The sequence below is a fragment of the Microbacterium sp. HJ5 genome (genome assembly GCF_054824025.1).
Map to the genome: position 1 here is coordinate 56,488 of NZ_JSYE01000020.1, position 24,763 is coordinate 81,250.

At 69.3% G+C, this 24,763-nt stretch carries 22 protein-coding genes; 19 read left to right on the plus strand and 3 right to left on the minus strand.

Going from position 1 to position 24,763, the window contains the following annotated elements:
• Positions 1–157: 157 nt before the first annotated feature.
• The 9 genes from OB08_RS10960 to OB08_RS11000 all read left to right on the plus strand — a co-directional run bounded on the left by OB08_RS10960 (position 158) and on the right by OB08_RS11000 (position 11,768).
• Positions 158–2,317 carry a serine hydrolase gene (locus OB08_RS10960; RefSeq protein WP_461474640.1) on the plus strand — a complete coding sequence of 720 codons (2,160 nt, stop codon included), beginning with the start codon at positions 158–160 and terminating at the stop codon, positions 2,315–2,317.
• 21 nt (positions 2,318–2,338) lie between these two features.
• Positions 2,339–3,136: a biotin--[acetyl-CoA-carboxylase] ligase gene (locus OB08_RS10965; protein ID WP_461474642.1), complete on the plus strand. Its 798-nt coding sequence runs from the start codon at positions 2,339–2,341 to the stop codon at positions 3,134–3,136.
• A 73-nt stretch (positions 3,137–3,209) separates the two neighbouring features.
• Positions 3,210–3,776 carry a PH domain-containing protein gene (locus tag OB08_RS10970; protein ID WP_461474644.1) on the plus strand — a complete coding sequence of 189 codons (567 nt, stop codon included), beginning with the start codon at positions 3,210–3,212 and terminating at the stop codon, positions 3,774–3,776.
• 62 nt (positions 3,777–3,838) lie between these two features.
• On the plus strand, positions 3,839–4,975 hold the full coding sequence (locus tag OB08_RS10975) for a 5-(carboxyamino)imidazole ribonucleotide synthase (RefSeq protein WP_461474646.1): 1,137 nt from the start codon (positions 3,839–3,841) through the stop codon (positions 4,973–4,975).
• 139 nt (positions 4,976–5,114) lie between these two features.
• A complete protein-coding gene (gene purE, locus OB08_RS10980) occupies positions 5,115–5,582 on the plus strand; it encodes a 5-(carboxyamino)imidazole ribonucleotide mutase (RefSeq protein ID WP_461474756.1) in 468 nt (155 codons plus the stop codon).
• On the plus strand, positions 5,579–7,021 hold the full coding sequence (locus OB08_RS10985; RefSeq protein WP_461474647.1) for an LCP family protein: 1,443 nt from the start codon (positions 5,579–5,581) through the stop codon (positions 7,019–7,021). Before purE ends, OB08_RS10985 begins: the two co-directional genes overlap by 4 nt.
• Positions 7,022–7,024: 3 nt before the next feature.
• On the plus strand, positions 7,025–8,143 hold the full coding sequence (locus OB08_RS10990; RefSeq protein WP_461474649.1) for a glycosyltransferase: 1,119 nt from the start codon (positions 7,025–7,027) through the stop codon (positions 8,141–8,143).
• A 132-nt stretch (positions 8,144–8,275) separates the two neighbouring features.
• Positions 8,276–10,900 carry an LGFP repeat-containing protein gene (locus OB08_RS10995; protein ID WP_461474651.1) on the plus strand — a complete coding sequence of 875 codons (2,625 nt, stop codon included), beginning with the start codon at positions 8,276–8,278 and terminating at the stop codon, positions 10,898–10,900.
• A gap of 7 nt (positions 10,901–10,907) precedes the next feature.
• Positions 10,908–11,768: an NAD-dependent epimerase/dehydratase family protein gene (locus OB08_RS11000; protein ID WP_461474653.1), complete on the plus strand. Its 861-nt coding sequence runs from the start codon at positions 10,908–10,910 to the stop codon at positions 11,766–11,768.
• An 11-nt stretch (positions 11,769–11,779) separates the two neighbouring features.
• On the opposite strand, the gene rfbF is transcribed toward OB08_RS11000, so the two are convergent.
• Positions 11,780–12,553: a glucose-1-phosphate cytidylyltransferase gene (rfbF, locus tag OB08_RS11005; RefSeq protein WP_461474655.1), complete on the minus strand. Its 774-nt coding sequence runs from the start codon at positions 12,551–12,553 to the stop codon at positions 11,780–11,782.
• 129 nt (positions 12,554–12,682) lie between these two features.
• Between rfbF and rfbH the strand changes: the two genes are divergently transcribed.
• From rfbH to OB08_RS11035, 6 genes are all read left to right on the plus strand, one after another.
• Positions 12,683–13,999: a lipopolysaccharide biosynthesis protein RfbH gene (gene rfbH, locus OB08_RS11010; RefSeq protein WP_461474656.1), complete on the plus strand. Its 1,317-nt coding sequence runs from the start codon at positions 12,683–12,685 to the stop codon at positions 13,997–13,999.
• Between the two features lies 1 nt (position 14,000).
• Positions 14,001–15,020 (plus strand): CDP-glucose 4,6-dehydratase, encoded by a 1,020-nt coding sequence (gene rfbG / locus OB08_RS11015; protein ID WP_461474658.1) that lies wholly within the window; start codon positions 14,001–14,003, stop codon positions 15,018–15,020.
• Positions 15,017–15,949: a glycosyltransferase family 2 protein gene (locus OB08_RS11020; RefSeq protein ID WP_461474660.1), complete on the plus strand. Its 933-nt coding sequence runs from the start codon at positions 15,017–15,019 to the stop codon at positions 15,947–15,949. Before rfbG ends, OB08_RS11020 begins: the two co-directional genes overlap by 4 nt.
• 102 nt (positions 15,950–16,051) lie before the next feature.
• Positions 16,052–16,936, plus strand: a complete 885-nt coding sequence (locus OB08_RS11025; RefSeq protein ID WP_461474662.1) for an ABC transporter permease — start codon at positions 16,052–16,054, stop codon at positions 16,934–16,936.
• The gene (locus OB08_RS11030; protein WP_461474664.1) at positions 16,933–17,676 is read left to right on the plus strand and encodes an ABC transporter ATP-binding protein; all 744 of its coding nucleotides are present in this window, start codon (positions 16,933–16,935) and stop codon (positions 17,674–17,676) included. The genes OB08_RS11025 and OB08_RS11030 overlap by 4 nt, the downstream gene beginning before the upstream one ends.
• Positions 17,673–19,583, plus strand: a complete 1,911-nt coding sequence (locus OB08_RS11035; protein WP_461474666.1) for a DUF6541 family protein — start codon at positions 17,673–17,675, stop codon at positions 19,581–19,583. Before OB08_RS11030 ends, OB08_RS11035 begins: the two co-directional genes overlap by 4 nt.
• An 11-nt stretch (positions 19,584–19,594) precedes the next feature.
• Here OB08_RS11035 and OB08_RS11040 read toward each other — a convergent pair whose 3' ends face one another.
• On the minus strand, positions 19,595–19,996 hold the full coding sequence (locus OB08_RS11040; RefSeq protein ID WP_461474668.1) for a DUF2304 family protein: 402 nt from the start codon (positions 19,994–19,996) through the stop codon (positions 19,595–19,597).
• An 8-nt stretch (positions 19,997–20,004) separates the two neighbouring features.
• The gene (locus tag OB08_RS11045) at positions 20,005–20,706 is read right to left on the minus strand and encodes a glycosyltransferase family 2 protein (RefSeq protein ID WP_461474670.1); all 702 of its coding nucleotides are present in this window, start codon (positions 20,704–20,706) and stop codon (positions 20,005–20,007) included.
• A gap of 88 nt (positions 20,707–20,794) precedes the next feature.
• Here OB08_RS11045 and OB08_RS11050 point away from each other — a divergent pair, with 88 nt between their 5' ends.
• The 4 genes from OB08_RS11050 to OB08_RS11065 are packed head-to-tail and all read left to right on the plus strand — an operon-like array spanning position 20,795 to position 24,722.
• A complete protein-coding gene (locus tag OB08_RS11050) occupies positions 20,795–21,979 on the plus strand; it encodes a glycosyltransferase (RefSeq protein ID WP_461474672.1) in 1,185 nt (394 codons plus the stop codon).
• Positions 21,980–22,030: 51 nt separating this feature from the next.
• Entirely contained in the window at positions 22,031–22,642 is a 612-nt protein-coding gene (locus tag OB08_RS11055; protein WP_461474674.1) for an acyltransferase, read from the plus strand.
• A complete protein-coding gene (locus tag OB08_RS11060; RefSeq protein WP_461474676.1) occupies positions 22,639–23,736 on the plus strand; it encodes a DegT/DnrJ/EryC1/StrS family aminotransferase in 1,098 nt (365 codons plus the stop codon). Before OB08_RS11055 ends, OB08_RS11060 begins: the two co-directional genes overlap by 4 nt.
• Positions 23,736–24,722, plus strand: coding sequence for a Gfo/Idh/MocA family oxidoreductase (locus OB08_RS11065; protein ID WP_461474678.1), 987 nt, complete (start codon positions 23,736–23,738; stop codon positions 24,720–24,722). Before OB08_RS11060 ends, OB08_RS11065 begins: the two co-directional genes overlap by 1 nt.
• The last annotated feature ends 41 nt before the right edge of the window (positions 24,723–24,763 follow it).

The window sequence follows — 24,763 nt, forward strand, 5'->3', positions numbered from 1 at the left end:
GATGTGCTGTCTGTCAGTCGACCTGCGGCCGACCGGCCCCTGAACGCACCGACCGACCGAGGCGCGAACTCTCACGCCGCTCTCATTCCCTGCGCGAACGCTTGCCGCTAGGGTCGTCGGCATAGTGACTGGTGTGAATAATGTCGTGAAGAGGCGGATGCTGCGGACCGTCGCCCTCGTCGTGGCGCTGGGCCTTCTGGTGCCGACGTATGCGGATGCGGGCGGGGCCCGCGCGCTCGATACCGACGCGGTGCCCACGCCGCAGCCGACCGACATCGTCGAGGAGACGTCGGATCCCGGGCCAGATGCCGAGGGGGCCACCCCAGCCCCGACGCCGGCTCCGACCGAGACGGCGATTCCCGAGCCGGACGGGCAGGCGCCGTCCGCGCCCGAGCTCGCGCCGGAGACCGTGGCGCCCGAGGCGGAAGACGACTCCAGCTCCGCACGCATCGATGCCTCCGCCCTCGCGGTGCCGGCACCGGCCACGACGCGGATCAGCGTGGGCGCCGATCCCTACGCGGCGGCCGTCAACGCCTCGCGCGCGCTGTTCCCGGGGGGCGCGTCGACGGTCATCCTCGCTCCTGGTGCGTGGCCCATCTACGGTGCGGTGGGTGCGGGCCTTGCGGCCGACCGTCAAGCGGCGATGCTGTACACCACCCCGACGGCCATTCCCGCAGCTGTGCTCACCGAGCTCCGCAGGCTGGCTCCTGCGACGATCCTCGTCGTCGGCGGACCGTCGTTCGTCTCGGAAGCCGTGGTGACCGCGGCGCGCGGCGTTTCCGCGAACGTGACCCGGATCTCCGGGGCGAACATCTACGAGACCGCCCGCAACGTCTTCGCGCAGCAGACAGCCGCGGCCGACACCGTCTACCTGGCCGGCGCGCTGACGATGGCCGATGCCCCGCTGGCGACCACTCTCGCCTCGGTCGGCAAGAAGCGGGTTCTCGTCGTCAACGGACACGCTGCGCCCCTCGACAGTGCGACGGTGCAGGCGCTCCGGGCGGCGGGCACACGATCCATCGTGATCGTCCAGAGCACCGCGACGATCACCGCAGCGTACGAGACCGCGCTCAAGAACGCGGGATTCGGCGTCTCGCGCGTCACGCGGACCGATGCCATGTCGCTGTCAGCGACCGTCGCCTACCAGGCGGGGGCCGCTCGGACCGTCTCGCTGATCGTGAACCCGAACCGCGCCGCCGACCTCGGGATCGCCGCGGCGGTGACGGGCGCGACTGCCCAGCCGCTCTACTACACCTTCCCGGAGTGCGTGCCGGACGGCATCGCGACCCACATCACCAACGCAGGCAAGCCGCTGCTCCTCCTCGGCGACACGATCGCCCTCGCTCCTGCGGTCGCAGCGAACACGAAGTGCTCGACCGAGAAAGCGCGACTCGAGTCGGCGCTCAACGCGGCGGTCCGGTCCACCATGTCGAACTACGCGGGCAGCTATCACGTGACCGTTCGGCAGGTGGGCGGCATCGGTCAGATCACCAGCGTCGGAGGCGGGACCCGCAAGGAGCCTGCGAGCATGATGAAGCTGTTCGCGGCGTACGCGGCCTACAAACGCATCGACGAAGGGCGCGCGCGATCGAGCACCGTACTGCCGTCCGGTGTGACGCTCGGCGTCTGCATCTACGTCATGATCCACGCGTCCGACAACTACTGCCACTCGGACATCGTCCACTGGATCGGCCTCGCGGAGGTCAACCGCATGATCCGCGCGGCAGGGTTCACGAACACGAGCTACGGATCCGTCCCTCGAGGGACGAGTGTGCTCTACGCCGGCAATCGCACCACTTCCAACGATCTCGCCTGGCTGGCTGAGCGCCTCTCGAAGGGAACACTCCTCTCTCCCGCCGCCACCAAGGCGATGCTCACCGTGATGCGCATGCAGATATGGAAGTCGCGCATCCCGTCGGGCATCCCCGCCGGAGTGCCGCAGGCGAGCAAGCCGGGAGCGCTCTGGATCGCGTCCGGACTCATGCAAGGCGACACCGCTATCGTCACCGGCCCGCGATCGACGTACGTCCTTTCGATCATCGGCGACAACGGTCCGCCGCAGGCGGCGTTGCGTGCGATCTCCCGGACGGTGTACACGCACCTCAACGGCTCCTTCGGCACAGCGGCGAGTTATCCCGTGCAGCAGATGGTCACCCGGACACCGTCGCTTCTGCGGACCTCGCCCGGAGGATCGGTGGCGGTCACAATCCCCGCCGGCGTGCTGATCCAAGTCCACGATGCGCAGAGGAACTGGTACCAGGTCCAGTACGGCTCGCGGAAGCTCTGGGTCCAGTACACCGGGCTGCGCAACCGATGACGCCGCAGTAGCGTGAACCGTATGTCCATTCCCTCGGACGGCTATCCCCGGTCCGCCGAAGTCAGCCCGCGCGTGCAGGTGGTCGACACCACCGACTCCACGAACGCCGACGTGGTCAAGCACGCCGGCGAGGCCCCTGACGAGTGGCCGCACCTCTCGCTGCTCCTCACCACCGATCAGCGGGCGGGGCGCGGGCGGCTGGACCGCACGTGGACGACCCCGCCCGGAACGGCCCTCGCGCTGTCCGTCATCGTCCGGATCGGCGGCATCCCTCCGGCTTCACGCGGCTGGATCCCTCTGGTCGCGGGGGCCGCCATGACACGGGCGATAGCCGCCCAGCTGCGCGGGCGCGGGCACTCCGTCCGGCTCAAGTGGCCGAACGACGTGCTGCTCGACGGCTACAAGGTGTGCGGCATCCTGGCAGAGGTCGTCCCCGGTCAGCCCGACGCGGTGGTCATCGGGTCGGGCGTCAACACCCGGATGCCCAAGGCCGACCTCCCCGTCGAGACGGCCACCTCGTTCGAGGCGCTCGGCCTCGAGGTCGACGACGACGCCCTGATCGCCGAGTACGTCACCGCGCTCGCCGAGCACCTCGACGCCCTCACCGGTGCGCGGGGCAACGCCGCCGCGGCGGGCGTCCTCGCCGAGGTCGAGGCGCTGTGCTCGACGCTCGGCAGCGACGTCGCCGTGTCGCTGCCCGATGGAGAGGTTCTGCGCGGCCGCGCGCAGCGCATCGACGACGACGGACGGCTCGTGGTGGTGCAGGACTCGGAGTTCGAGAGCGCGGTGTCGGCAGGGGACGTCGTCCACGTCCGGTGACGGCGAAGACCGCGCATGACGCGAAGCGGCGGTGCGTGAGCGCCGTGTCGGCGCGGGCGCGCAGAATGGCTCTATGACGCAGCCGATCAGTTACGGCGGCCGGCCGATGACGCCGGTGCCCGGTGCGCCGACGCCCGAGCTGCGCGTCGCGCGATTCCGCGGCCACGCTCGGCGGCTGACCTGGTCGGCGCTCGTCCTCATCGCGGTCGCCGGCGCGGTCGGGTTCTTCTACGGCAATCTGCCCGCCCCGCTCGAGAACTGGATGCTGCTGGCCGGGGCGGCAGCGATCATCCTGCTCCTGGTCGTGCTGCCGTTCCTCAGCTGGTGGGCGCACGTGTACACGATCACCACGCGACGGGTGCTCGAGCGCTCGGGCGTGTTCGGTGCTCGCCGCCGCGAACTCGACCACGTGCGCGGATACGCCATCCAGGTCCGGCGAGGACTCCTTCAGCGCATGTGGGGGGCAGGCACCCTCACCCTGACGAACGGTGTCGATGCTCCGCTGCGGCTCGTCAACGTGCCGAGTGTCGAGCTGGTCCATGAGGCGCTCGTGGACCAGGTCGAGGTCAACCAGATCCTCGCGCACCGCGACGCGCAGCCGCCGCTTCCGCCGCCTCCGCCGCCGCCTGTCCGCCGCTGAGCGCTCGTCCGCCGCGCGACCGTGCGGGATGATGGAGTGATCGCGCAGAGAGAGGTGGCGGAATGGCATTGCGAGTCGGAGTGGTCGGCGGCGGACAGCTCGCCCGGATGATGATCGCCCCCGCCGTCGAACTCGGCCTCGACCTCCGGGTGCTGGCCGAGGAGGAGCGGATGGCGGCTTCGCTCGCCGCCACGGAGGTCGGCGACTATCGCGACGCCGACACCGTCCTCGCGTTCGCGAAGGAGGTCGACGTCGTCACCTTCGACCACGAGCATGTGCCGCAGGATGTGCTGGCGGTGCTGGTCGACGCGGGCATCGCGGTCCACCCCGGACCGGACGCCCTCGCCGTGGCGCAGGACAAGCTCGTGATGCGCGCGCGGCTCGCGGAGCTCGGGATGCCGCAGCCGGACTGGGCGGCTGTCACTGGACCCGATGAGCTGCAGGCGTTCCTCGACGCGCACGGCGGACGCGCGGTGGTGAAGACGCCGCGCGGAGGATACGACGGCAAGGGCGTGCGGGTGGTCGGCGCGGCGACCGAGGCCGACGACTGGTTCGCCGCACTCGCGGAGGACGCGCGCGGCGGCGCCCTGCTCGTCGAGGAGCTCGTGGACTTCTCGCGCGAACTCGCGCAGCAGGTGGCGCGACGTCCGTCGGGTGAGATCGCCGTCTACCCGGTGGTCGAGACGATCCAGCGCGACGGCGTGTGTGCCGAGGTGCTGGCGCCGGCACCCAAGGCGAGTGAGCGTCTGCTCGAGGTCGCGGCGCGGATCGGTGTCGAGATCGCACAGGGGCTGGGCGTGACCGGGATGCTGGCGGTCGAGCTGTTCGAGACGACCGACGAGCGACTGCTGGTCAACGAGCTGGCGATGCGCCCGCACAACAGCGGCCACTGGACCCAGGACGGAGCCGTGACCAGCCAGTTCGAGCAGCATCTGCGCGCGGTCCTCGATCTTCCGCTCGGCGACTCTTCACCGAGCGCGCCGTGGTCCGTGATGGTCAACGTGCTCGGGGGCCCCGAGCACGACTCGCTCGACGACCGGTTCGCGGCGGCGATGGCCGAGTGCCCGGATGCGAAGATCCACACCTACGGCAAGGCGCCGCGTCCGGGCCGCAAGGTGGGCCACGTGAACGTGGCGGGGGACGACCTGGACGACGTCGTGTACCGTGCGCGGGCCGCGGCATCCTTCTTCCTCGACTGACCGACCCGGCAGGCACCCGACGCGTCCCGCGATCGCGAGCCGGGCCGCGCCGTTGCGGGGTTCTTCCAGCCTCGCCCCCTAGCCTTGTCGGGTGACCCGGCCGCTGCATTCCTCCGACGCGCCGCTGGTCGGCGTCGTCATGGGCTCCGACTCCGACTGGCGCGTCATGAGCGACGCCTCCCAGATCCTCACGGACTTCGCCGTGCCGCACGAGGTCGAGGTCGTCTCGGCCCACCGAACGCCCGACAAGCTCATGCGCTACGGGCGCGAGGCGCGCTCGCGCGGCCTCCGGGCGATCATCGCGGGGGCCGGCGGCGCGGCCCATCTGCCGGGCATGCTCGCCTCGGTCACCGCCCTCCCCGTCATCGGCGTGCCGGTGCAGCTCGCGACGCTCGACGGGATGGATTCGCTGCTGAGCATCGTCCAGATGCCCGCGGGCATCCCCGTCGCCACGGTCTCCATCAACGGTGCGAAGAACGCCGGACTGCTGGCCGCCCGCATCCTCGCCACCTCCGACGCAGCCCTGGCTGACCGCGTCGAGGAGTACGCCCGCACGCTCGAGGCGCAGGTCGAGGAGAAGAACCGGCGGCTCAAGGAGTCGCTGTGAGCGTCGCGAGCGCGGTGCGCCCCACGCCCGGGGTGCGCGCGGTGCAGCTGGTCGAGGAGCGACCGCTCCGTTACCCGGACACCGGCTCGCGCGCGATGATGTCGCGGCGCGGTTGGTGGCTGGTGGTGCTGAACTTCCTGCTGCCCGGGTCGGCCCAGGCGCTGGCCGGAAACCGACGACTCGGCAGGCTCGGCCTCGCCGCGACGCTGCTGATGTGGGTGCTCCTCATCCTCACCGTGCTCTGCGCACTCCTCTGGCAGTCGGTGTTCCTGACCGTTGCGACGAACTGGTTCGCACTGCTGCTGGCACAGGCGGTGCTGATCGCCTACGCGCTCCTCTGGATCATCCTCACGATCGACACGCTGCGGCTCGTGCGCCTCGTCAAGACCGGGGGAGCGGCACGCTTCGGGATCGCCGCGCTCGCCGTCGGCCTCCTCGTGGTCGCGAGCGGGACGGCAGCATATGCCGCGAGCATCGCGGGCACGACACGCGACACCCTCGGGGCGATCTTCGGTGTGAGCGGCCCGGCGGTCGAGCCGTCCGACGGCTACTACAACATCCTGCTCCTCGGCGCCGACAGCGGAGCGGGCCGCGATTCGATGCGCTTCGACAGCATCTCCGTCGTCTCGGTGAACGCAGAGACGGGAGCGACGACGATCACCGGCATCCCGCGCGATATGCCGCACTTCCCCTTCGCGGAGGGCCCGATGCAGGATCGCTACCCCGACGGTCACGAGGGCTTCTCCGACCCGACCTGCGGGTGGGGCAGCGGCATCAACCAGCTGCGCACCGAGGTGGAGGTCTGCCAGGACGGCACCGCGCTGTATCCCGACGCCGTGGCGAACGGCTCCGAGCCCGCCATCGAGGCCACGAAGGACGCCGCCGAGGGCATCCTCGGCATCGAGATCCCCTATTACGTCTTCATCGACATGCACGGGTTCGCCTCGCTCATCGACGCGCTCGGGGGCGTGGACGTCACCGTCGACGAACGACTGCCCAAGGGCGGCGGTCCCGCGTACGAGGGGCAGCCGGTCGACGAGTGGGCGACCGGCTGGATCGAAGCCGGTCCGCAGCACATGAACGGCGACACCGCCCAGTGGTACGCGCGATCGCGGTACACGACCGACGACTTCGACCGCATGCAGCGGCAGCGCATCCTTCAGCAGGCGATCCTCGCGCAGTTCACCCCGCAGACCGTGCTCACGCGGTTCCAGGATGTCGCGGCAGCAGGTGCCGACATCGTGAAGACCGACCTGCCGCAGTCGCTCATCCCCTTCCTCGCGGACCTCGCGCTCAAGGCGCAGGAGCAGCCGGTCCAGACGATCGAGCTCACGCCCGAGGGTGGCATCGACGAGTACGCCCCCGACTACGCGTACATCCAGGAGCTGGTCCGTTCGAAGCTCCACCCGCCGACGCCGACCTCGACGCCGGAGGGCTGAGCCGTGGTCGCGACTCTTCGCGTCATGCTCGATCAGCTGGTCGTGCCCACGGAGCCCGTGCTGGCCGAAGCGTCGCGGGACCTCACTCGCGCCCTCGTCGCCGGAGCCCCGGCAGGGTGCGAGGTCGAAGGGATCGCCCCCGCGGGCGGCGGGGCGGTCGAGATCGCGGGCATCGCAGGCGTGCGGCGCACGGCGCTGCCCCGGCGCGAGCTCGCCGCCGCGCTGCAGCTCGGCGTGGGAACCGGGATCGGCGGCGGGATGATCCACTCGCCGACGCTGTTCGCCCCGTTGGTGCGTCACGATCGTGTGCACGACCACGATCAGAGCGTCGTGACCGTGTGGGATCTCCGCCCCTGGGAGTCGCCGGGGGAGCTTTCGCGGTCGGCTGTGGGGTGGTACCGCGCGATGCTCAAGCGCGCCGTAAAGTTCGCCGACGCGGTCGTGGTGCCGACGCACTCGATCGCGCAGCGGCTGAGCGAGATCGCGGCACTCGGTGACCGCATCCGTGTGATCGCCGGCGCGTCGCCGCTGGGCTTCTCGGTGCCGACGGACGAGGTCGGCCGCCGGCGGGCGCTCGACCTTCCCGAAGGGTTCGTGCTGCTCGCGGGCGGCCCGGTTCCGTCCGACGCGCTCGAGGCGGGATTCGCGGCGATCGCCACGTCGGGGGTGGATCTTCCGGTGGTGGTGATCGACGTCGAGGACGGTCACGAGCCGGCGGTCGCCGACCTCGCCGCCGGTGCGGGCCTGCCGGAGCGGCGCCTGCATGTTCGCGGTGCGCTCGACGCGGCGGACCGTGCCGCCGTCTTCGGGGCCGCCCTGGCGTTCATCGCACCATCGCGGCTCACCGGTTTCCCGTGGCGCGTCGTCGACGCCCTGACTCTCGGCGTGCCGGTGATCGCGTCCGACTCCGGGGTGCACCGCGAGATCATCGCCGAAGGCGGGGAGATCGTCGACGAGACGGATGCCGCGTCCCTCGTTGACGGACTCGCTGACGCCGTCGCGCGAGCGCTCGGCTCGACGGCCGCCGCCGACCGTCTCGCCGTGCTCTCGGGAGACCGCGGACGAGCGTTCTCGTGGCGCGAGGCGGCCGACAAGGTGTGGCACCTGCACGCGGAGCTGTGACTGAGAGCGCGCCGCGAGTTCGCTCATGACCGGCGTGTCCGGCGGGGATTCAACGGCAGAGTTGTCACCATTCGCCACTTCCGTCACACTGGTCACATGGCGGGGGCTGAGTGGAGGGGCGCGCGTGCGTCCGTGACGACGTTGACAGGTGCGTTGATCGCGAGCGCGGCGGTGATCATCGGACTCGTCGCGGCCCCGGCCGCGACCGCCGCGCCCGACCCGTCACTCGCCGCGGGTTCGCCCGCGAGTACGGGAATCGTCGCGGCCGCCGACCTGTCCGGATTCCAACCGGGGAACATCATCTCGGACGGCGTGTTCTTCAACCGTTCGACGATGAGCGAGGCCCAGATCCAGAGCTTCCTCCAATCGAAGGTGAAGGCCTGCCAAGCGGGCTACACGTGTCTGAAGGACTACTACGACACCTCTCGGACGACGACGTCGGACGCGATGTGCGGGGCGTACTCGGGTGGTGTGCGGGAACGGGCGTCGCGCATCATCTACAAGGTGGCCCAGGCGTGCGGCATCAACCCCCAGGTGATCCTGGTCATGCTCCAGAAGGAGCAGGGGCTTGTCGCTTCGACTGCTCCGTCCGCGTACAACTACCGCGCTGCGATGGGCCAGGGATGCCCGGACACCGCCGGGTGCGACACCCGCTATTACGGGTTCTTCAACCAGGTGTACGGCGGCGCGTGGCAGATGAAGCGCTACGCGAACCCGCCGGGCACCTCGCAGTTCTTCACGTGGTACGCCCCCGGGAAGACGTGGAACCTTCTCTACCACCCCAACCGCGCATGCGGGTCGGCGCCCGTCGCGATTCAGAATCAGGCGACGGCGAACCTTTACTACTACACGCCCTATCAGCCCAACGCCGCGGCACTCCGGGCCGGCTACGGCACGGGGAACAGCTGCTCGTCGTACGGCAACCGGAACTTCTACAACTACTTCACCGACTGGTTCGGATCGACGCGCGGCGTCGACGGCCGTGCGAAGATCGCGGCGGCGTACAACGCCTCGGGTGGCGCGAGCGGCCCGCTCGGTGCGCAGCTGGCCACTCGATCCTGCGCGATGGGTGCCGACCGGTGCTGGCAGGACTACCAGCGCGGAGCGATCGGATGGACCGAGGACGCGGGCGCGTTCCTCGTGACCGGCGCCGTGTGGGACCGCTATCGGTCGGCAGGGGGCCCGCCGGGGTCGTGGGGGTACCCGACGTCCACTCAGAACCCGATCACGAGCCCCACGGGGAACGGAAGCGGCCAGAACTTCCAGAACGTGCAGGTGCTCTCGAGCGCGGCGGGCGTGTTCGCCGTCGCGAACGAGGCGCTGACCACTTACGCCGCACTGGGATGGGTTCGCGGGGAGCTCGGGTGGCCGACGTCCGCTGAAGCGTGCCGCTCGGGGGCCTGCGCACAGGCGACGCAGAACGGCTGGCTCGGTCACACGGGGTCCAACTCCTACGCCGTCACCGGGGACACGGCGGGTCTGTACCGTGCAGCGGGCGGCATGAACGGCTCCTGGGGTTACCCGACCTCCGGGCGGACGGCGCTGACGACGGCGAACGGCGACGGCGCCGGCCAGAACTTCGAACGCGTCCAGCTTCTGAGCAGCGGCGCGGGCACATTCGCGGTGCCGGTGAACGTGATCGCCGTCCATGCGGCCGCGGGCTGGGTGAGAGGCGATCTGGGCTGGCCGACGGCGTCGCCGCAGTGCTCGACCGCGACCTGCGTCCAGGCCTTCCAGGGCGGGTACGTCGCCGGTGTCAACGGATCTCTGCATGCGGTCTCCGGCGGGATCGCCGCCGGGTACCGGACCGCGGGCGGCCCGTCGGGCGCCTGGGGCTACCCGACCTCGGCGCAGAGCTCGCTCGTCGGCCCGAACGGGTCGGGAACGGGGCAGAACTTCCAGCGAGTCCAGGCGCTGTCGGGCCCTGCCGGGACGTTCGCCGTGCCGTCGGCGATCCTCACCGACTATGCGAGCCATGGCTGGGTCCGGGGTGCGCTCGGCTGGCCGACGGCCCCAGCGGCCTGCGACGGCACGGACTGCACCCAGACGTTCCAGAGTGGCGTCATCACGCGCGCCGGCACAGTGACGCGGATCGTGTCGGGGGCCATCGGCGCTGCCTATGTCGCAGCGGGCGGAGTGGCGGGCAGCTGGGGTGCGCCGACGAGTTCCGAGAGTTCGATCACCGGTGGCGCGACGACCGGGAGCGGACAGAACTTCAAGAACGTGCAGGCTCTCCGAAGCTCGGCGGGCGCGTTCGCCGTGCCGAACACACTGCTGAAGGCATACGCGGCGGCGGGATGGGTGCGCGGAACGATCGGGTGGCCGACAGCAGTCGCGAAGTGCCCGAGCGCCACGTCGTGCTCCCAGGACTTCCAGGGCGGCCTCGTGATGGCCTCCGAAGGTGGTGTGTTCGCGGTCGGGGGCTCCGTCGCCACTGCCTATCGGGCCGCGGGAGGCGCGGCGGGCGCGTGGGGCGTGCCCACGTCTGCGGAGAATCCGATCTCCAGTCCTCGCGGAGCGGGTTTCGGGCAGAACTTCCGCAACGTGCAGGTGCTGCGCAGTGCGGCGGGCACGTTCGCGGTTCCGGCGACGACCCTTCCGACTTACTCCGCGGCGGGCTGGGTGCGAGGTGCGCTGGGCTGGCCGGTCTCGGCTTCCACGTGCGACACGACAGGGTCGTGCGTGCAGGGCTTCCAGGGCGGCCGCATCGTCGTGCCGGCCGGCGGTGCTCCTCGCGTCGTTCTCGGAAAGGGCTGACCGTCGCATGCCTCAGGCCCTCGTGACCGGAGGTTCGGGATTCGTGGCCCGGGCTCTCCTGCGCGCACTCCGAGATCGTGGCTGGCGGGTGGCGGCGACGCGACGCACCGGTCCGGAAGTCGAGGACGGCGACGGCATCAGCTGGCACAGCCTCGCCCCCGGCGTCGATGTGCGATCGATCGTGCAGACCACCGCGCCGGATGCCATCTTCCATCTCGCCGCGCACCAGGCGCGTTCGCGCTCCGAAGACGACGTGGAGGCGTTCCTGGATGCCAACATCGGGCTGGGGGTGCGGCTGCTCGACGCGGCTGTCGGCAGCTCGAGCGTGGTCGTGAGCGCTATGAGCTACTTCCAGTACCGTGACGGGGCGCCGACCACGCACTCCCTCTACGCCTCGTCGAAGCAGGCGTACGCGGTGCTGGCCGACTATTACCGCGAGGGCGAGGGCGTCGACTCTCGCGGAGTCGTCCTCTACGACAACTACGGGCCCGGGGATCAACGCCCCAAGCTCGTCCCCGCGCTCGTGCGCGCTGCTCGCAACGGCACGCCGGTCGTCGTCGGACCGGTGGGTCAGGCCCTCAATCTCCTGCACGTCGAAGATGTCGCGACCGGCCTGATCGCGGCGGCTGCGCCTGGAGGCGCAGCCATCACCACCGTGCGCGCGGCGTCCGCGACGACTGTGGGCGACGTGATCGCGGCGGTCGGCCGCGCCGCCGGCCGGCCCCTCGACATCATCGTCGACGAAGCGCGCTCGGTCAGCGACCTCCCGCTGCGCTCAGGCGATTGGGACACGCCGACGGGCTGGAATCCTGTGTGGCAACTCGAGGCGGGGTTGCGTCAGACCTACGAGGCGGCTCCGGCTAGCTGACCAGCGAGCGGTCACCAGGTTCGCCAGGGCGCCTGACCCTCGTCCCACAGAGCGTTCAGCATCTGGGACTCGCGATACGTGTCCATCGGCTGCCAGAATCCGCGGTGCTGATATGCGACGATCTCGCCGTCCTCCGCGAGCCGGTTGAGCGGCTCCTGCTCGAGCACCGTGGTGTCATCGCCGAGGTAGTCGAAGATCCCCGGCTCGAAGATGAAGTAGCCGATATTGATCCACCCCTCGACCTGCGGCTTCTCCTTGAACCGACGCACGGTTCCATCGTCTTCCAGATCCAGGACGCCGAAGCGGCTCGGCGGCTGGACGGTGGTCATCGTGGCGAGCTTTCCGTGCGCCTCGTGGAAAGCCAGAAGCGCGGACAGATCGATGTCGGCGATGCCGTCGCCGTAGGTGCACAGGAAACGCTCATTCTCGACGTACCGACGAACGCGCTTGATACGGCCGCCGGTCATCGTGCTCGCGCCGGTGTCGGAGACGGTGACCGTCCAGTCCTCCTCAGCGTGACCGCCGTGGTACGTGATCCGTCGCACGTCGCCGAGCCCCACTGTGAAGTCCTGATTGAGGGCGAGGTAGTTCAGGAAGTACGTCTTGATCGACTCGCTCTTGTATCCCGCGCAGACGACGAAGTCCTGCAGCCCCTGTTGGCCGAGCACCTTCATGATGTGCCAGAGCACCGGACGGCCGCCGACCTCGACCATCGGCTTGGGGCGGAACTCGGTCTCTTCACGCATCCGCGTGCCGAGGCCTCCGGCGAGCAGAACGGCTTTCACGTATCTCCCATGGGTCGACGCTGGCGATGAGCGGACTCAGCCTATCCCGCCGCGGCTGCCCGTCCCCGGGGACGCCGGGCGTCGGCGGGTAGGATCGACAGGTCCCCGCACGCCATTTCGGAGTATCCCTTGACTTCTTCCCCCGCCGAACGCGGCCCCATCCTCGACAGCGTTCGCGCGTACGCCGAGACTTCGCTCGCACCTCGGGAGTTCATCCCCGGCGAGACCACGGTCCCGGTGTCCGGCAAGGTTCTCGACCCCGATGACATCGCCGCACTCGTCGACGCCTCCCTGGACGGCTGGCTGACCGCCGGCCGGTTCCACGTCGACTTCGAGCGGGCGCTCGCCCGATACGTCGGCAGTCGGAGCGCGCTCTTCGTCAACAGCGGTTCGAGCGCCAATCTCGTCGCCCTGAGCGGTCTCACCAGCCCGAAGCTCGGCAAACGCGCCCTGCGCCCCGGGGACGAGGTGATCACCGTCGCCGCGGGCTTCCCGACGACGGTCAACCCCATCATCCAGAACGGCCTGCGCCCGGTGGTCGTCGATGTCGAGCTCGACACGTATGACGCGATCGCGGATCGCCTGCGCGAGGCCGTCGGCCCGCGGACGCGCGCGATCATGATGGCTCACACGCTCGGCAATCCCTTCGATCTCGACACCGTTCAGGAACTCTGCAAAGAGAACGACCTATGGCTTGTCGAGGACTCGTGCGACGCGCTCGGATCGACATACGACGGTAAGCGCACGGGCAGTTTCGGCGACACGGCCACGGTCAGCTTCTACCCCGCGCACCACATCACGACCGGTGAGGGCGGTGCGGTCTTCGTCAAGTCCCCGCTCGTGCGCAAGCAGGTGGAGTCGTTCCGGGACTGGGGCCGAGACTGCTATTGCGAGACCGGCCAGGACAACACGTGCCAGAAGCGGTTCGAGTGGCAACTCGGCGGCCTGCCGCGCGGCTACGACCACAAGTACATCTACAGTCACATCGGCTACAACCTCAAGGCGACCGACATGCAGGCGGCGCTCGGGCTCTCGCAGCTGGGCAAGCTGGACCGTTTCGTCGAGGCGCGCAAGCGCAACTTCGCCTATCTCCACGCCCGGCTGGACGGAGTCGAAGGTCTGATCCTGCCGAAGGCGACGCCCAAGTCGGATCCCGCATGGTTCGGGTTCCCCCTCACGCTCGACCCGCAGCATCCTGTGTCTCGCGAAGAGCTGATGCGCTTCCTCGATTCGCGCAAGATCGGCACCCGGCTCATCTTCGCGGGCAACCTCACGAAGCAGCCGGCGTACCGCGACATCGACTTCAAGATCGTCGGCGACCTCACGAACACCGACATCGTCATGAACCGGTCGTTCTGGGTGGGCACGTTCCCCGGGCTCACCGTGCCCATGCTGGACTTCATCGCCGACTCCATCATCGAGTTCGTCGAAGCCGCGGCGCGCTGACATGCATGTCCTCCTCACGGGACACACGGGCTTCAAAGGCGCGTGGATGACGCTGCTCCTGCGTGCGAAGGGGCATCGTGTGAGCGGAGTCGCGCTCGACCCTGAGGAGGGATCGCTCTTCTCCGCGGCGGCAATGGCCGATCTGTACGAGCGCGACCTGCGCCTCGATGTGCGCGACGCCGACGGCGTGAGGACCGCCATCGGCGAGGTCGCCCCCGACGTGGTCGTGCACCTCGCTGCCCAGCCACTCGTCCTCGAGTCGTACCGCGACCCGCGAACGACTTTCGAGTCGAACGTCATGGGGACCCTCAATGTCCTCGAGGCGGTCGCGGCGACGCCCAGCGTGCGGGCGCACCTCGTCATCACGACCGACAAGGTCTACCGCAACGTCGGACGCCGCGAAGGCTATCGCGAGGACGAGGCACTCGGTGCCGCCGATCCGTACAGCACGTCGAAGGCGATGGCGGATCTCCTGGCTCAGTCGTGGATCCGGAGCTTCGACGGACCGCCCGCAGCGATCGCGCGCGCGGGGAACGTCGTCGGGGGCGGGGACCACAGCAGGGACCGCCTTCTTCCCGATCTCATGCGCGCCTTCGCGCAGGGACGGCAGGCCGAGATCCGGCGTCCGGAGTCGGTCCGTCCCTGGCAGCACGTGCTCGACTGCGTGACCGGCTACTGGGCGATCGTGGACGCGCTCCTCGAGGGGCGCGGGACGGGTGAGTGGAACATCGGCCCCGGCGTCGAGAGCTTCGTCACCGTCGCCGAGGTCGCCGATCTGGCCGCGGCGAACTGGGGGGACGGCGCGCTGTGGCGCGTGGGCGATGTCCCGCCGCAGTCCGAAGCCGGGCTGCTCGCACTCGACAACGCGCGCGCCGAGCGCGAGCTCGGCTGGCGCAACGTGCTCACCTACCCCGAATGCGTCACGTGGACCGTGGATTGGCATCGCGCCGTCGAGGGCGGCGAGCAGCCCCGCCTCGCCGCGCAGAGACAGGTCGAGCGGTTCCTGGAGAGGCAGGGATGAACGTGCCCGTCGACGACTTCCTGACCATCGGCGTCCCGACCTATCAGCGCAAGGACAGCGTCCTCGCACGCGTGGAGGAGCTGTGCGCGCTTCCCCGCGATCTGCCCGTGCGGTTCCTCGTCATCGACAACGCATCCGACGACGGGACGTACGAAGCGCTTACGAGCCGGTTCGCCGACGACCGGCTCGAGGTCCGCCGGAACGACTCCAACGTGGGGTTCGCAGGCAACGTCCTCGCTTTGATCGAGCACTCTCGCACGGAGATGCTGATGTTCGTCTCCGACGAGGACACCGTCCACGAGTCCGGTCTTCGCGACCTCCTCGCGTTCTGCCGATCCGACAGACGGCGCATGGTCTCGCCGTGCGCACAGGTGGGCGCCAAGGTCAGATACCGGGGCCGGCCGGAGACGCGCCTGATGCAGCCCGACGAGTTCGAGTCCGCCGCCTTCTACATCTCCGGCGTCACCTTCGACACCGCCTTCCTGCGCGCCGCGGCGGCGGAGATCGCGGGTCTCATCGACGACAACTCCGCGGCCCGGATGTACCCGCAGGTGCTCCTGAGCGCGCTCGCGGTGGAGGCGGGCGGCGCGTGGTTCCTCGACAGCCTGGTGACCACGCAGGTCGAGCAGCGCGAAACGCACATCGTCGATCCGGCCGCGGGCCGGTACTACGGCGTTGTCGGACGGTGGTCGCAGATGCTGGGCTACGAGGACTTCTTCGAGCGGATGCTCTCCTCCGGCGCCGATATGGAGCGCACCACCGCGATGCGCGAGAGCTACCGCCGCGGCTTCCGGGCGCGACTCACCAACGCGGTCGTGCGGGAACTGCCCGAGCTGGCCCCGTATTTCAGTCCTCCCGCTGCGCCGATTCCTCCGATCCACCGCCGCGTGCTGGGGCGGGTGCGCCGCGCCCTGCGCCGCACTCGCTGAGGCGCCTTCCCCGCAGGGTGCAGGAGGCCCTCGGGTCGTGCGCCTACAATGTGAGGGTTGTCGCGAGGGCGCCTCCCTCCCACCCCTCGAGAGTCAGAAGCCGTGACCGATAGATCCGATCTGTTCGAGCGCGTCCCCCGCGCGGACTTCGACGTCCCCGGACGCAGCAACGGCCTGTGGGATGTCTTCCGCTGGCACTACCTGCTCCGGCTCCTGATCCGCACGGGCGTGACGACCCGCTACCGCAATTCCGTCCTCGGGTGGACGTGGTCGTATGTCCGACCGGCGGCGCAGTTCATCGTCTTCTGGATCGTCTTCGGCGTCTTCCTCGACCTCAACCGTGTTCCCAACTACGCGGTGTATCTCTTCTCGGGGATCATCGTCATCAACCTGTTCAGCGAGGCCTTCAAGAACGCGACGAGCTCCATCGTCGGAAACGCGCCCCTCGTGCGGAAGGTCTATCTGCCGCGGCAGCTGTTCGCGGTCTCTGCCGTCATCGTCGCGTTCGTCCATTTCCTTCCGCAGGTCGCGCTGCTGCTCGTCGTCGTGCTGTTCCTCGGCTGGCTGGTCAAGATGTCGATCCTCGGCATCCTCGCGATCCTCGCGGGCGCCCTGATCATCGTGCTCTTCGCACTCGGCCTCGGCCTGCTGTTCGGCGCGGTGAACGTGCGTTTCCGTGATGCGGAGAACATCGTCGAGCTCCTCCTGCTGCTCGCGACGTGGGCGTCGCCTGTTCTGTACTTCTGGACGATGGTCGCCGAGGTGCTGCCGGACTGGGCTCTGCGGCTCTATCTCCTCAACCCGATCACGCAGGCGGTCGAGCTCTTCCACTTCGGATTCTGGACACCGGTCACGACCTCCGACCTGCCGCTCCCGCCGGACCTGGGCATCAACACCCTCTGGACGTTCCTCATCGCAGTGGCCTCGATCGTGGTCGGACAGTACGTCTTCCGTTCCCTCGAAGGAAGGTTCGCGCAGGATCTATGACCGCCTTCGCCTCGCCCGCCGCCCGTCCCAGCATCATCGTCGACGGAGTTCGCAAGCGCTTCACCCTCAACCACGCGCTCTCGCTCAAGGACACCGTGGTCGCATGGATCCGCGGACGCAAGCTCTCGTCCCAGTTCGAAGCGCTCAAGGGCATCGACCTCGTCGTGGACGAGGGCGAGTCCGTCGCGGTCCTGGGGCTCAACGGATCGGGCAAGTCCACCCTGCTCAAGCTCATCTCGGGTGTCATGAGTCCGGATGACGGAGAGGTGCTGACCCGAGGCCGCGTCGCCGGTCTCATCGAGGTCGGCGCAGGGTTCCACCCCGAGCTCTCCGGGCGCGAGAACGTCTTCCTCAACGCTGCCATCCTCGGCATGAGCCGGAAGGAGATCGAGGCGCGATACGACGAGATCGTCGCCTTCAGCGAGATCGAGCCCTTCATCGACCAGGAGGTCAAGCACTACTCCTCCGGCATGTTCATGCGGCTCGCGTTCTCTGTCGCGATCCATGTGGCCGTCGATGTCCTGCTGGTCGACGAGATCCTCTCCGTCGGCGACGCGCCTTTCCGTGAGAAGTGCCGGCTGAAGTTCGAGGAGCTGATCGCCGCGCGCAAGACGCTGCTCGTCGTCAGTCACGATCTCGACATGGTGCGCGACCTGTGCACTCGTGGGGTCGTGCTCAACAAGGGGAGCGTCGTCTACGACGGGCCCGTGGAGGGCGCGATCGCGCTGGTGCAGTCGTGATCGCCGCCTGGCTGGGCGCGGTGCCCGCTCTCGTCGTCGCCCTCGGGGTGCTGCTCCTGCCCGGCGGCGGGATCGCGTGGCTCGCCGGCTTCCGCGGGGCCGCTCTGCCGGCGGTGAGTGCGGGCGTCTCCGCCGGCATCATCGCTCTGGCGAGCCTCGTGGCGCCGATCCTCTCGCTCCGCTGGTCTCCGCTTCCGGTCGTCCTGGTCGCGTCCGTCCTCACCGCCGTCGCCGCGCTCCTCGTGTGGTCCGGGCGCCGCAGGGGCCGTCAGCTGCAGCGGTTCGGAGCGGAGTCGAACCGCTGGTGGGTGTGGGCGGCTCTGGGCGCCGCTGCGGTCGCGTGGACGGCGATCGTCGCCGTCGGCATGACGTCGCCGGACCGGCCTGCTCAGCACTTCGACGCGATCTTCCACCTGAACGCGGTCCGCTTCGTCATCGAGAGCGGGAGCGCATCGCCACTCGACATGACGATGGCGTACCCGTTCAAGGATCACCTGTCCTATCCGACGCTGTGGCATGCGGTCGTGTCGCTGGTCGTGCCGGCCGCTGGGCAGAGCGTCGTCGTGGCGACGAACATCGTCTCGCTCGCCGTCATCGCGGTGCTGTGGCCGCTCGCGGCATCCTTCCTCACTGCCGCAGCATGGCGGCGCTCGCTGGCGACGGCGTTCGGCGCGGCGCTGACGCTGTGCTTCGCCCTGTTCCCGCTCGGATTCCTCAATTGGGGCGTGCTCTACCCGAACCTCCTCGGCATCGCGCTGATCCCCGTCGGTCTCGGACTCCTGCTGACCGCCTTCCGCACCCGGGCGCTCAGCGTTCGGGGATGGCAGGGGACTCTGCTCGTCTGTATCGGCCTCGCAGTCATCGGTGGCATCGCGGTGGCGCACCCCTCGGCTCTGCTGGCGGCGCTCGTGCTCAGCTGGCCGCTCGCGTTGGCTTCCGTCATCTCGATGTGGTCCGGTCCTGCCCGGCCGCGCATCGTCGCCACAGTGACGCTCGCCGCCGTCTCGATAGGCCTCGTAATGATCTGGCCCTGGCTCAACGTGACGACAGGTGAGTGGAAGCGGTACGAGTCGCTCGCCCAGGCGCTGGGGGAGGCGACGTATCTCGGGCCGGTGGGTCGCCCGCCGGCGCTGCTGCTGGCAGGACTCGTCATCGTCGGTGCCTGGATCGCGATCCGACGTCGGTCATGGGGACTCGTGGGCACGCAGCTCGTCGCGGTCGGGTTCTTCGTCATCGCCGCGTGGTTTCCGGTGGAGTGGATCCGCTCGCTGTTCGTCGGCGTCTGGTACGACGACGTGGTGCGCGTCGCCGCGCTTCTCGTCGTGGCGGCCGTTCCGCTCGCAGCGCTCGCCGCGGCGTCTGCCGTCGACGTGGTGCGACGCAGGCATCCGCGCTTCGCATGGCAGGCGATCCTCGCCGCGGTGGTCATCGCACTGCCTGTCCTCGGGGCACAGGCGCTCGTCATCCGCCACGAGCTCGTCATCATGCGGTCCATGAGCTTCGCCTTCGACGAGTCATCGCAAGGACTCTCGCCCGACGAGGCGGCGATGTTCGACAAGGTTGCCGCGCTCGTGCCCGACGGAGCCGTCGTCGCAGGCGATCCGTTGACCGGCGCCGGCCTCCTCTACGCGTACACCGGGCAGCCCGTGCTCTTCCCTCACATGCGCGGCCAGTTCGGGGCGGACGCCTCCCTCCTGGGCACCGATCTGCGCGAAGGCGGTGAAGAGGTCTGCCAGGCCATCGACCGGACCGGAGTGGAGTACGTTCTCGACTTCGGGAGTCAGCGGATCTACCCGCTCGGGCACGAGGACTTCATCGGCCTGCACGACCTCGACCAGTCGGATGTGGTCGATGAGGTCGCCGTGATCGGCGACGCGGCGCTCTACGAGGTCACGGGCTGCGACTGACCGCTCGGGTGTCAGGCCTTCTCGTCGCGGTCGGCGCGTGCCGCAGCGATGTCGGCGCTCGGCGCGCCTCGAACGGCGTCCGTGTCGGAGGTCTCCGCGTCGACGATCGCGAGCCGGCGCGCGATCACCGTGATCTTGCGCTGGAGTGCCGAGATGCGCCGATACTGCGCGAGCGTCGTTCCGAGGAAGATGATGACGAGCGCGTAGAGGATGAGGTCGGTGCCGCGACCGACGCCGAGGAGGTTCGCCAGCCAGGACAGCCACTGGGGGAACAGCACCGACAGCACGGCGATCGCGATGAAGGCGAGCAGGCCGATGCGCTGCAGTGCCTGGTGGCTGTCGCTCTGAGGACGTCGGATGAGGATGAAGCCGATGACGAGGACGGCCGCGATGAGGAGGATCTGAATCCACATATGGGGTGCTACCTGACGATCAGGTCGACGAGGATGTTGACCGAGTTGAGGACGCTCTGGCCTTTGGCCTTCGAGTAGTCGGTGTAGAGCAACTCCACCGGGTACTCCGACCAGGGCAGTTTCGTGCGGGCGAGCTGGAGAACGATCTCGGTGGCGTGAGCCATGCGATCCTGCGCGAGGTGGACGTGCTCGGCCGCGTCGCGCCTGATGACGCGCAGCCCGTTGTGCGCATCTGTCAGCCGGATGCTGGTCGTGAGGTTCGACACCCACACGACCGTCTTCAGCATGACCTTCTTCATCCACCCGGGCCGGGTGCGATCGTCGAGGAAACGGGAGCCGAAGACGATCGCCAGATCGTTGTCACGGGCGTGTCGGACCATCGCCATCGCGTCCTCGACGCGGTGCTGGCCGTCGGCGTCGAAGGTCACGATGTACTCGCAGACCTCGTGCGACAGCGCGTATTCGATTCCCGTCTGCAAGGCGGCGCCTTGGCCGAGGTTCACCGGGTGCTGGACGATCTCTGCGCCGGCCGCCGCCGCGATGGCCGCCGAGCCGTCCGACGAGCCGTCGTCGACGCACACGATGTGGGCGAAACGGCCGCGAAGCCCGTCGATGACCGAGGAGATGACGGAGGCCTCGTTGTAGAGGGGTATGACGACCCAGGTCGAGGGATCCGGCCGGTCCGCGCCGGGGGTGGGGGAGTCGTTCACGCCGTCTATTCTGTCAGGTCCGGCTAGCCTTGTTCAGGCTCGCGGCGAACCGCAGAGCGCCCGCCCCCGCCCGAGAGGATCCATCGTCGTGACGTCCCGCGAACGGCCCCGCGTCATCGTCGCGTCGCGGCTGTACTCGCCCGAGTCTTCGGCAGCGGCGTTCCGCATGGAAGCCTTCGCTCGCGCGGCCGCTCGCCGCGCGGATGTGCTCGTCCTCACGACGAAGCCTCCGAAACGAGCCGCGGTGCCCGATCCGGGCGACGGCGTCGAGGTCTCACGCGCGCCCGTTCTGCGTGACCGCGGCGGAGCCATCCGGGGATACCTTCAGTACGCCAGCTTCGACGGTCCCCTGCTCTCCCGCCTTCTCGCGCGGCGTGCAGATGTGATCGTCGCCGAAGCGCCTCCGACCACCGGGATCGTCGCCCTGCTGGCGGCCCGGCTCAGGCGGGCCCGGTTCGTCTACTATCCGGGCGACGTGTGGACGGAGGGCTTGATCGCGATGGGTGCGCCGGCGCCCATCGTCGGCCTGATGCGCTGGATGGAGTCGACGGTGGTCCGCGGCGCAGATGTCGTCCTCGCGATCTCGCCCGAAGTCGCGGATCGGCTCGAGGCGCTGGGAGCGCCGTCCGCGCGCGTGGCGATGGTCGGCAACGGGATCGACACCGACGTATTCCGCCCGGATGTCGCCGTCGCGCAGTCAGAGCAGCCGTACTTCGTCTACACGGGCACCATGTCCGAGTGGCAGCGACCCGAAGTGTTCGTCGAAGCGCTCCGTCTGCTCGGGCCCGAGGCATCCGACGTAGGCATCCGCTTCTTCGGACAGGGCTCGTCCGAGGACGACGCTCGTGCGGCGGCGGCCCGACTGGGACCCGACCGTGTGCGATTCGGCGGCGTCATCGCTCCCGCCGAGGCGGCGGAGTGGCTTCGCGGAGCCGTGGGTGCGCTGGTGAGCATCGTCCCTGGCGTCGGCTACGACTTCGCCCGGCCGACCAAGACCTACGCTGCGGCGGCCGTCGGCACACCCGTGCTCTACGCCGGTGCCTCCACCGGTGCTGACGTCGTGCGGGACGGAGCGCTGGGAGAGGTCGCGGAGTTCACCCCCGAGTCGATCGCGACCGCGATGCGCCGCCTGATCGATGCATGGCGCTCGGGGGCTTCCGAGGCCGCCCGCGCCGCGCGTGTCGCCTGGGCGCGTGAGCGCGTGTCGCTGGCGGCGGTGGGTGACCGGGCCGCAGACGCGGCGCTCAGGGAAGCCCATGACGGCAACAGGTAGACTTCTCGCGCACAGCGGGCCTCCCCGTCGCCCCGTGCAGGAGCCCCCAACGTGACACACTCAACCGCCGTGCGCATCGTCGACTCGGCTGACGTATCGCCGGACGCCGTCATCGGCGACGGTTCGTCCATCTGGCATCTCGCCCAGGTGCGGGAGCAGGCCGTCCTCGGCCGCGGCTGCATCGTCGGACGCGGGGCCTACGTGGGCACGGGGGTCGTCATGGGCGACAACTGCAAGGTGCAGAACTACGCCCTCGTGTACGAGCCTGCGCGGCTCGGCGACGGAGTGTTCATCGGCCCGGCCGTGGTGCTCACCAACGACACCTATCCGCGTGCGATCAACCCCGACGGTTCGCTCAAGAGCGCACATGACTGGGAGCCGGTGGGCGTGACGATCGAGACCGGCGCCTCGATCGGCGCACGAGCCACGTGCGTCGCACCCGTGACGATCGGCGCATGGGCCACCGTCGCCGCCGGTGCGGTGGTCGTCAAGGACGTCCCCGCCTTCGCGCTCGTCGCCGGTGTGCCGGCGAAGCGACTGGGATGGGTCGGCAAAGCCGGAGTCCCGCTTGCGCGGGACGCGGCCGACGAAGCCTGGGTCTGCCCCGCGACGGGCGACCGGTACATCGAGTCCGAAGGACAACTGACAGAGGAGAGCGCGTGAGCGAGTTCATCCCCCCCGCGAAGCCGATCATCGGCGACGACGAGCGAGAGGCCGTCGATCGGGTGCTGCGCAGCGGAATGGTCGCGCAGGGTCCCGAGGTGGCGGCTTTCGAGCAGGAGTTCTCCTCGCACTTCGTCGCAGGTCGTCCAGTGGTCGCGGTGAACTCCGGGACGGCGGGTCTGCACCTCGGGCTCCTCGCGGCCGGCGTGACAGCGGGGGACGAGGTCATCGTGCCGTCCTTCACCTTCGCCGCCACCGGCAATTCGGTGGCGCTCACCGGCGCCACGCCGGTCTTCGCCGACATCGAGCCGGAGACATTCACGTTGGATCCGGCTTCCGTCGAGGCATCCATCACCTCCAAGACCAAGGGCATCATGCCCGTCCACCTCTACGGACACCCGGCCCGCATGGGGGAGCTGCAGGCCATCGCCGACAAGCACGGCGTGGCGCTCTACGAAGACGCCGCGCAGGCGCACGGCGCGGCACTCGACGGCCGTCAGGTCGGAACGTTCGGCGACTTCGCGATGTTCTCGCTGTACCCGACGAAGAACATGACCAGTGGAGAGGGCGGCATGATCTCGACGGCGACCGACGAGATCGCCCGCAACGCCCGCCTCTTGCGGAACCAGGGCATGGAGCGCCAGTACGAGAACGAGGTCATCGGTTTCAACGCGCGCATGACCGACATCCACGCCGCGATCGGGCGTGTCCAGCTGACGAAGGTGGATGCCTGGACCGCGACCCGCCGATCCAATGCGGCCTTCCTCGACGCGAACCTCCGCGGTGTGGTCGTCCCCCCTGTCCTCGACGGTGCGACGCACGTCTACCACCAGTACACCGTCCGAGTCAGTGAGGACCGTGATGGGTTCGTGCGCGCGCTCAAGGACGAACACGGCGTCGGCAGCGGCGTCTACTACCCGATCCCGAACCATCGGCTGCCGTCGCTCGCCCACTTCGCCCCAGGGCTGGATCTCCCCACGACCGAGGCCGCGGCGCGCGAGGTCGTGTCGCTCCCGGTGCACCCGTCGCTGACCGAGGACGATCTGACTCGGATCGTCGAGGCAGTGAACGCCGTCGCAGGGGCGGGCGCCTGATGGCCGCTCTCCGCGCGGGTCTGCTCGGCGTCGGGATGATGGGGCGCCACCACGCTCGAGTGCTGCGCGATCTGGAGGGCGTCGAGCTCGTGGCGATCGCCGACCCGGGCGGAGATCCGCACGGAGTCGCGGGCGACCTCGACGTGCTTCCCGACATCGACGCGCTCATCGGAGCGGGCATCGACACCGCCGTCGTGGCGGTGCCGACGCAGTTCCACGAAGACGCGGCTCTCAAACTGGCTGCGGCAGGCGTTCACACGCTCGTCGAGAAGCCCATCGCGCACTCCCTGGATGCCGGCCGACGGATGACCGATGCGTTCGCCGCAGCGGGCCTGGTCGGCGCGGTCGGCCACATCGAGCGGTTCAACCCCGCACTCCAGGAGCTTCGCCGCCGACTCGAGGCAGGCGAGGCGGGGGCCATCTATCAGATCGCCACGCGACGCCAGGGTCCGTTCCCCGGACGCATCGCCGACGTGGGCGTGGGCAAGGACCTCGCCTCGCACGACGTGGATCTCACGGCATGGGTCGCGCAGAGCGACTACGTCGACGTGTTCGCACACACGACCTTCAAGAGCGGCCGCGAGTACGAGGACATGATCGCGATCACCGGGCGCCTGGCGTCCGGCGTGATCGTGAACCACCTGGTCAACTGGCTGAGCCCGATGAAGGAGCGACTGACGGTCGTCACCGGCGAGAAGGGCGCGTTCGTCGCCGACACCTCGACGGGTGATCTCACCTTCTACGCGAACGGCACGATCCCTCTCGAATGGGAGTCGGTGTCCTCCTTCCGCGGCGTCTCCGAGGGCGACGTCACCCGTTACGCATTCGCGAAGCGCGAGCCGCTGCGGGTCGAGCACGAGGCGTTCCGCGACGCGGTCCTCGGCAAGCCGAGCGATGTCGTCACCATGGAGCAGGGCCTCCGCACGCTCGAAGTGGTGGAAGCGGCTCTCGAGTCCGGGCGGACGGGAGTTGCGACCCGACTGTGAGTATGACGAAGCCTGAGAGCGGCGCTGAGGCGGACGGCTGA

Excerpts from the sequence above, each read along its gene's own strand:
- OB08_RS10960 (WP_461474640.1), top strand. The coding sequence starts at position 158 with ATGCTGCGGACCGTCGCCCTCGTCGTGGCGCTGGGCCTTCTGGTGCCG.
- OB08_RS10965 (WP_461474642.1), top strand. The coding sequence starts at position 2,339 with ATGTCCATTCCCTCGGACGGCTATCCCCGGTCCGCCGAAGTCAGCCCG.
- OB08_RS10970 (WP_461474644.1), top strand. The coding sequence starts at position 3,210 with ATGACGCAGCCGATCAGTTACGGCGGCCGGCCGATGACGCCGGTGCCC.
- OB08_RS10975 (WP_461474646.1), top strand. The coding sequence starts at position 3,839 with ATGGCATTGCGAGTCGGAGTGGTCGGCGGCGGACAGCTCGCCCGGATG.
- purE (WP_461474756.1), top strand. The coding sequence starts at position 5,115 with ATGGGCTCCGACTCCGACTGGCGCGTCATGAGCGACGCCTCCCAGATC.
- OB08_RS11000 (WP_461474653.1), top strand. The coding sequence starts at position 10,908 with ATGCCTCAGGCCCTCGTGACCGGAGGTTCGGGATTCGTGGCCCGGGCT.
- rfbG (WP_461474658.1), top strand. The coding sequence starts at position 14,001 with ATGCATGTCCTCCTCACGGGACACACGGGCTTCAAAGGCGCGTGGATG.
- OB08_RS11020 (WP_461474660.1), top strand. The coding sequence starts at position 15,017 with ATGAACGTGCCCGTCGACGACTTCCTGACCATCGGCGTCCCGACCTAT.
- OB08_RS11030 (WP_461474664.1), top strand. The coding sequence starts at position 16,933 with ATGACCGCCTTCGCCTCGCCCGCCGCCCGTCCCAGCATCATCGTCGAC.
- OB08_RS11040 (WP_461474668.1), bottom strand. The coding sequence starts at position 19,996 with ATGTGGATTCAGATCCTCCTCATCGCGGCCGTCCTCGTCATCGGCTTC.
- OB08_RS11065 (WP_461474678.1), top strand. The coding sequence starts at position 23,736 with ATGGCCGCTCTCCGCGCGGGTCTGCTCGGCGTCGGGATGATGGGGCGC.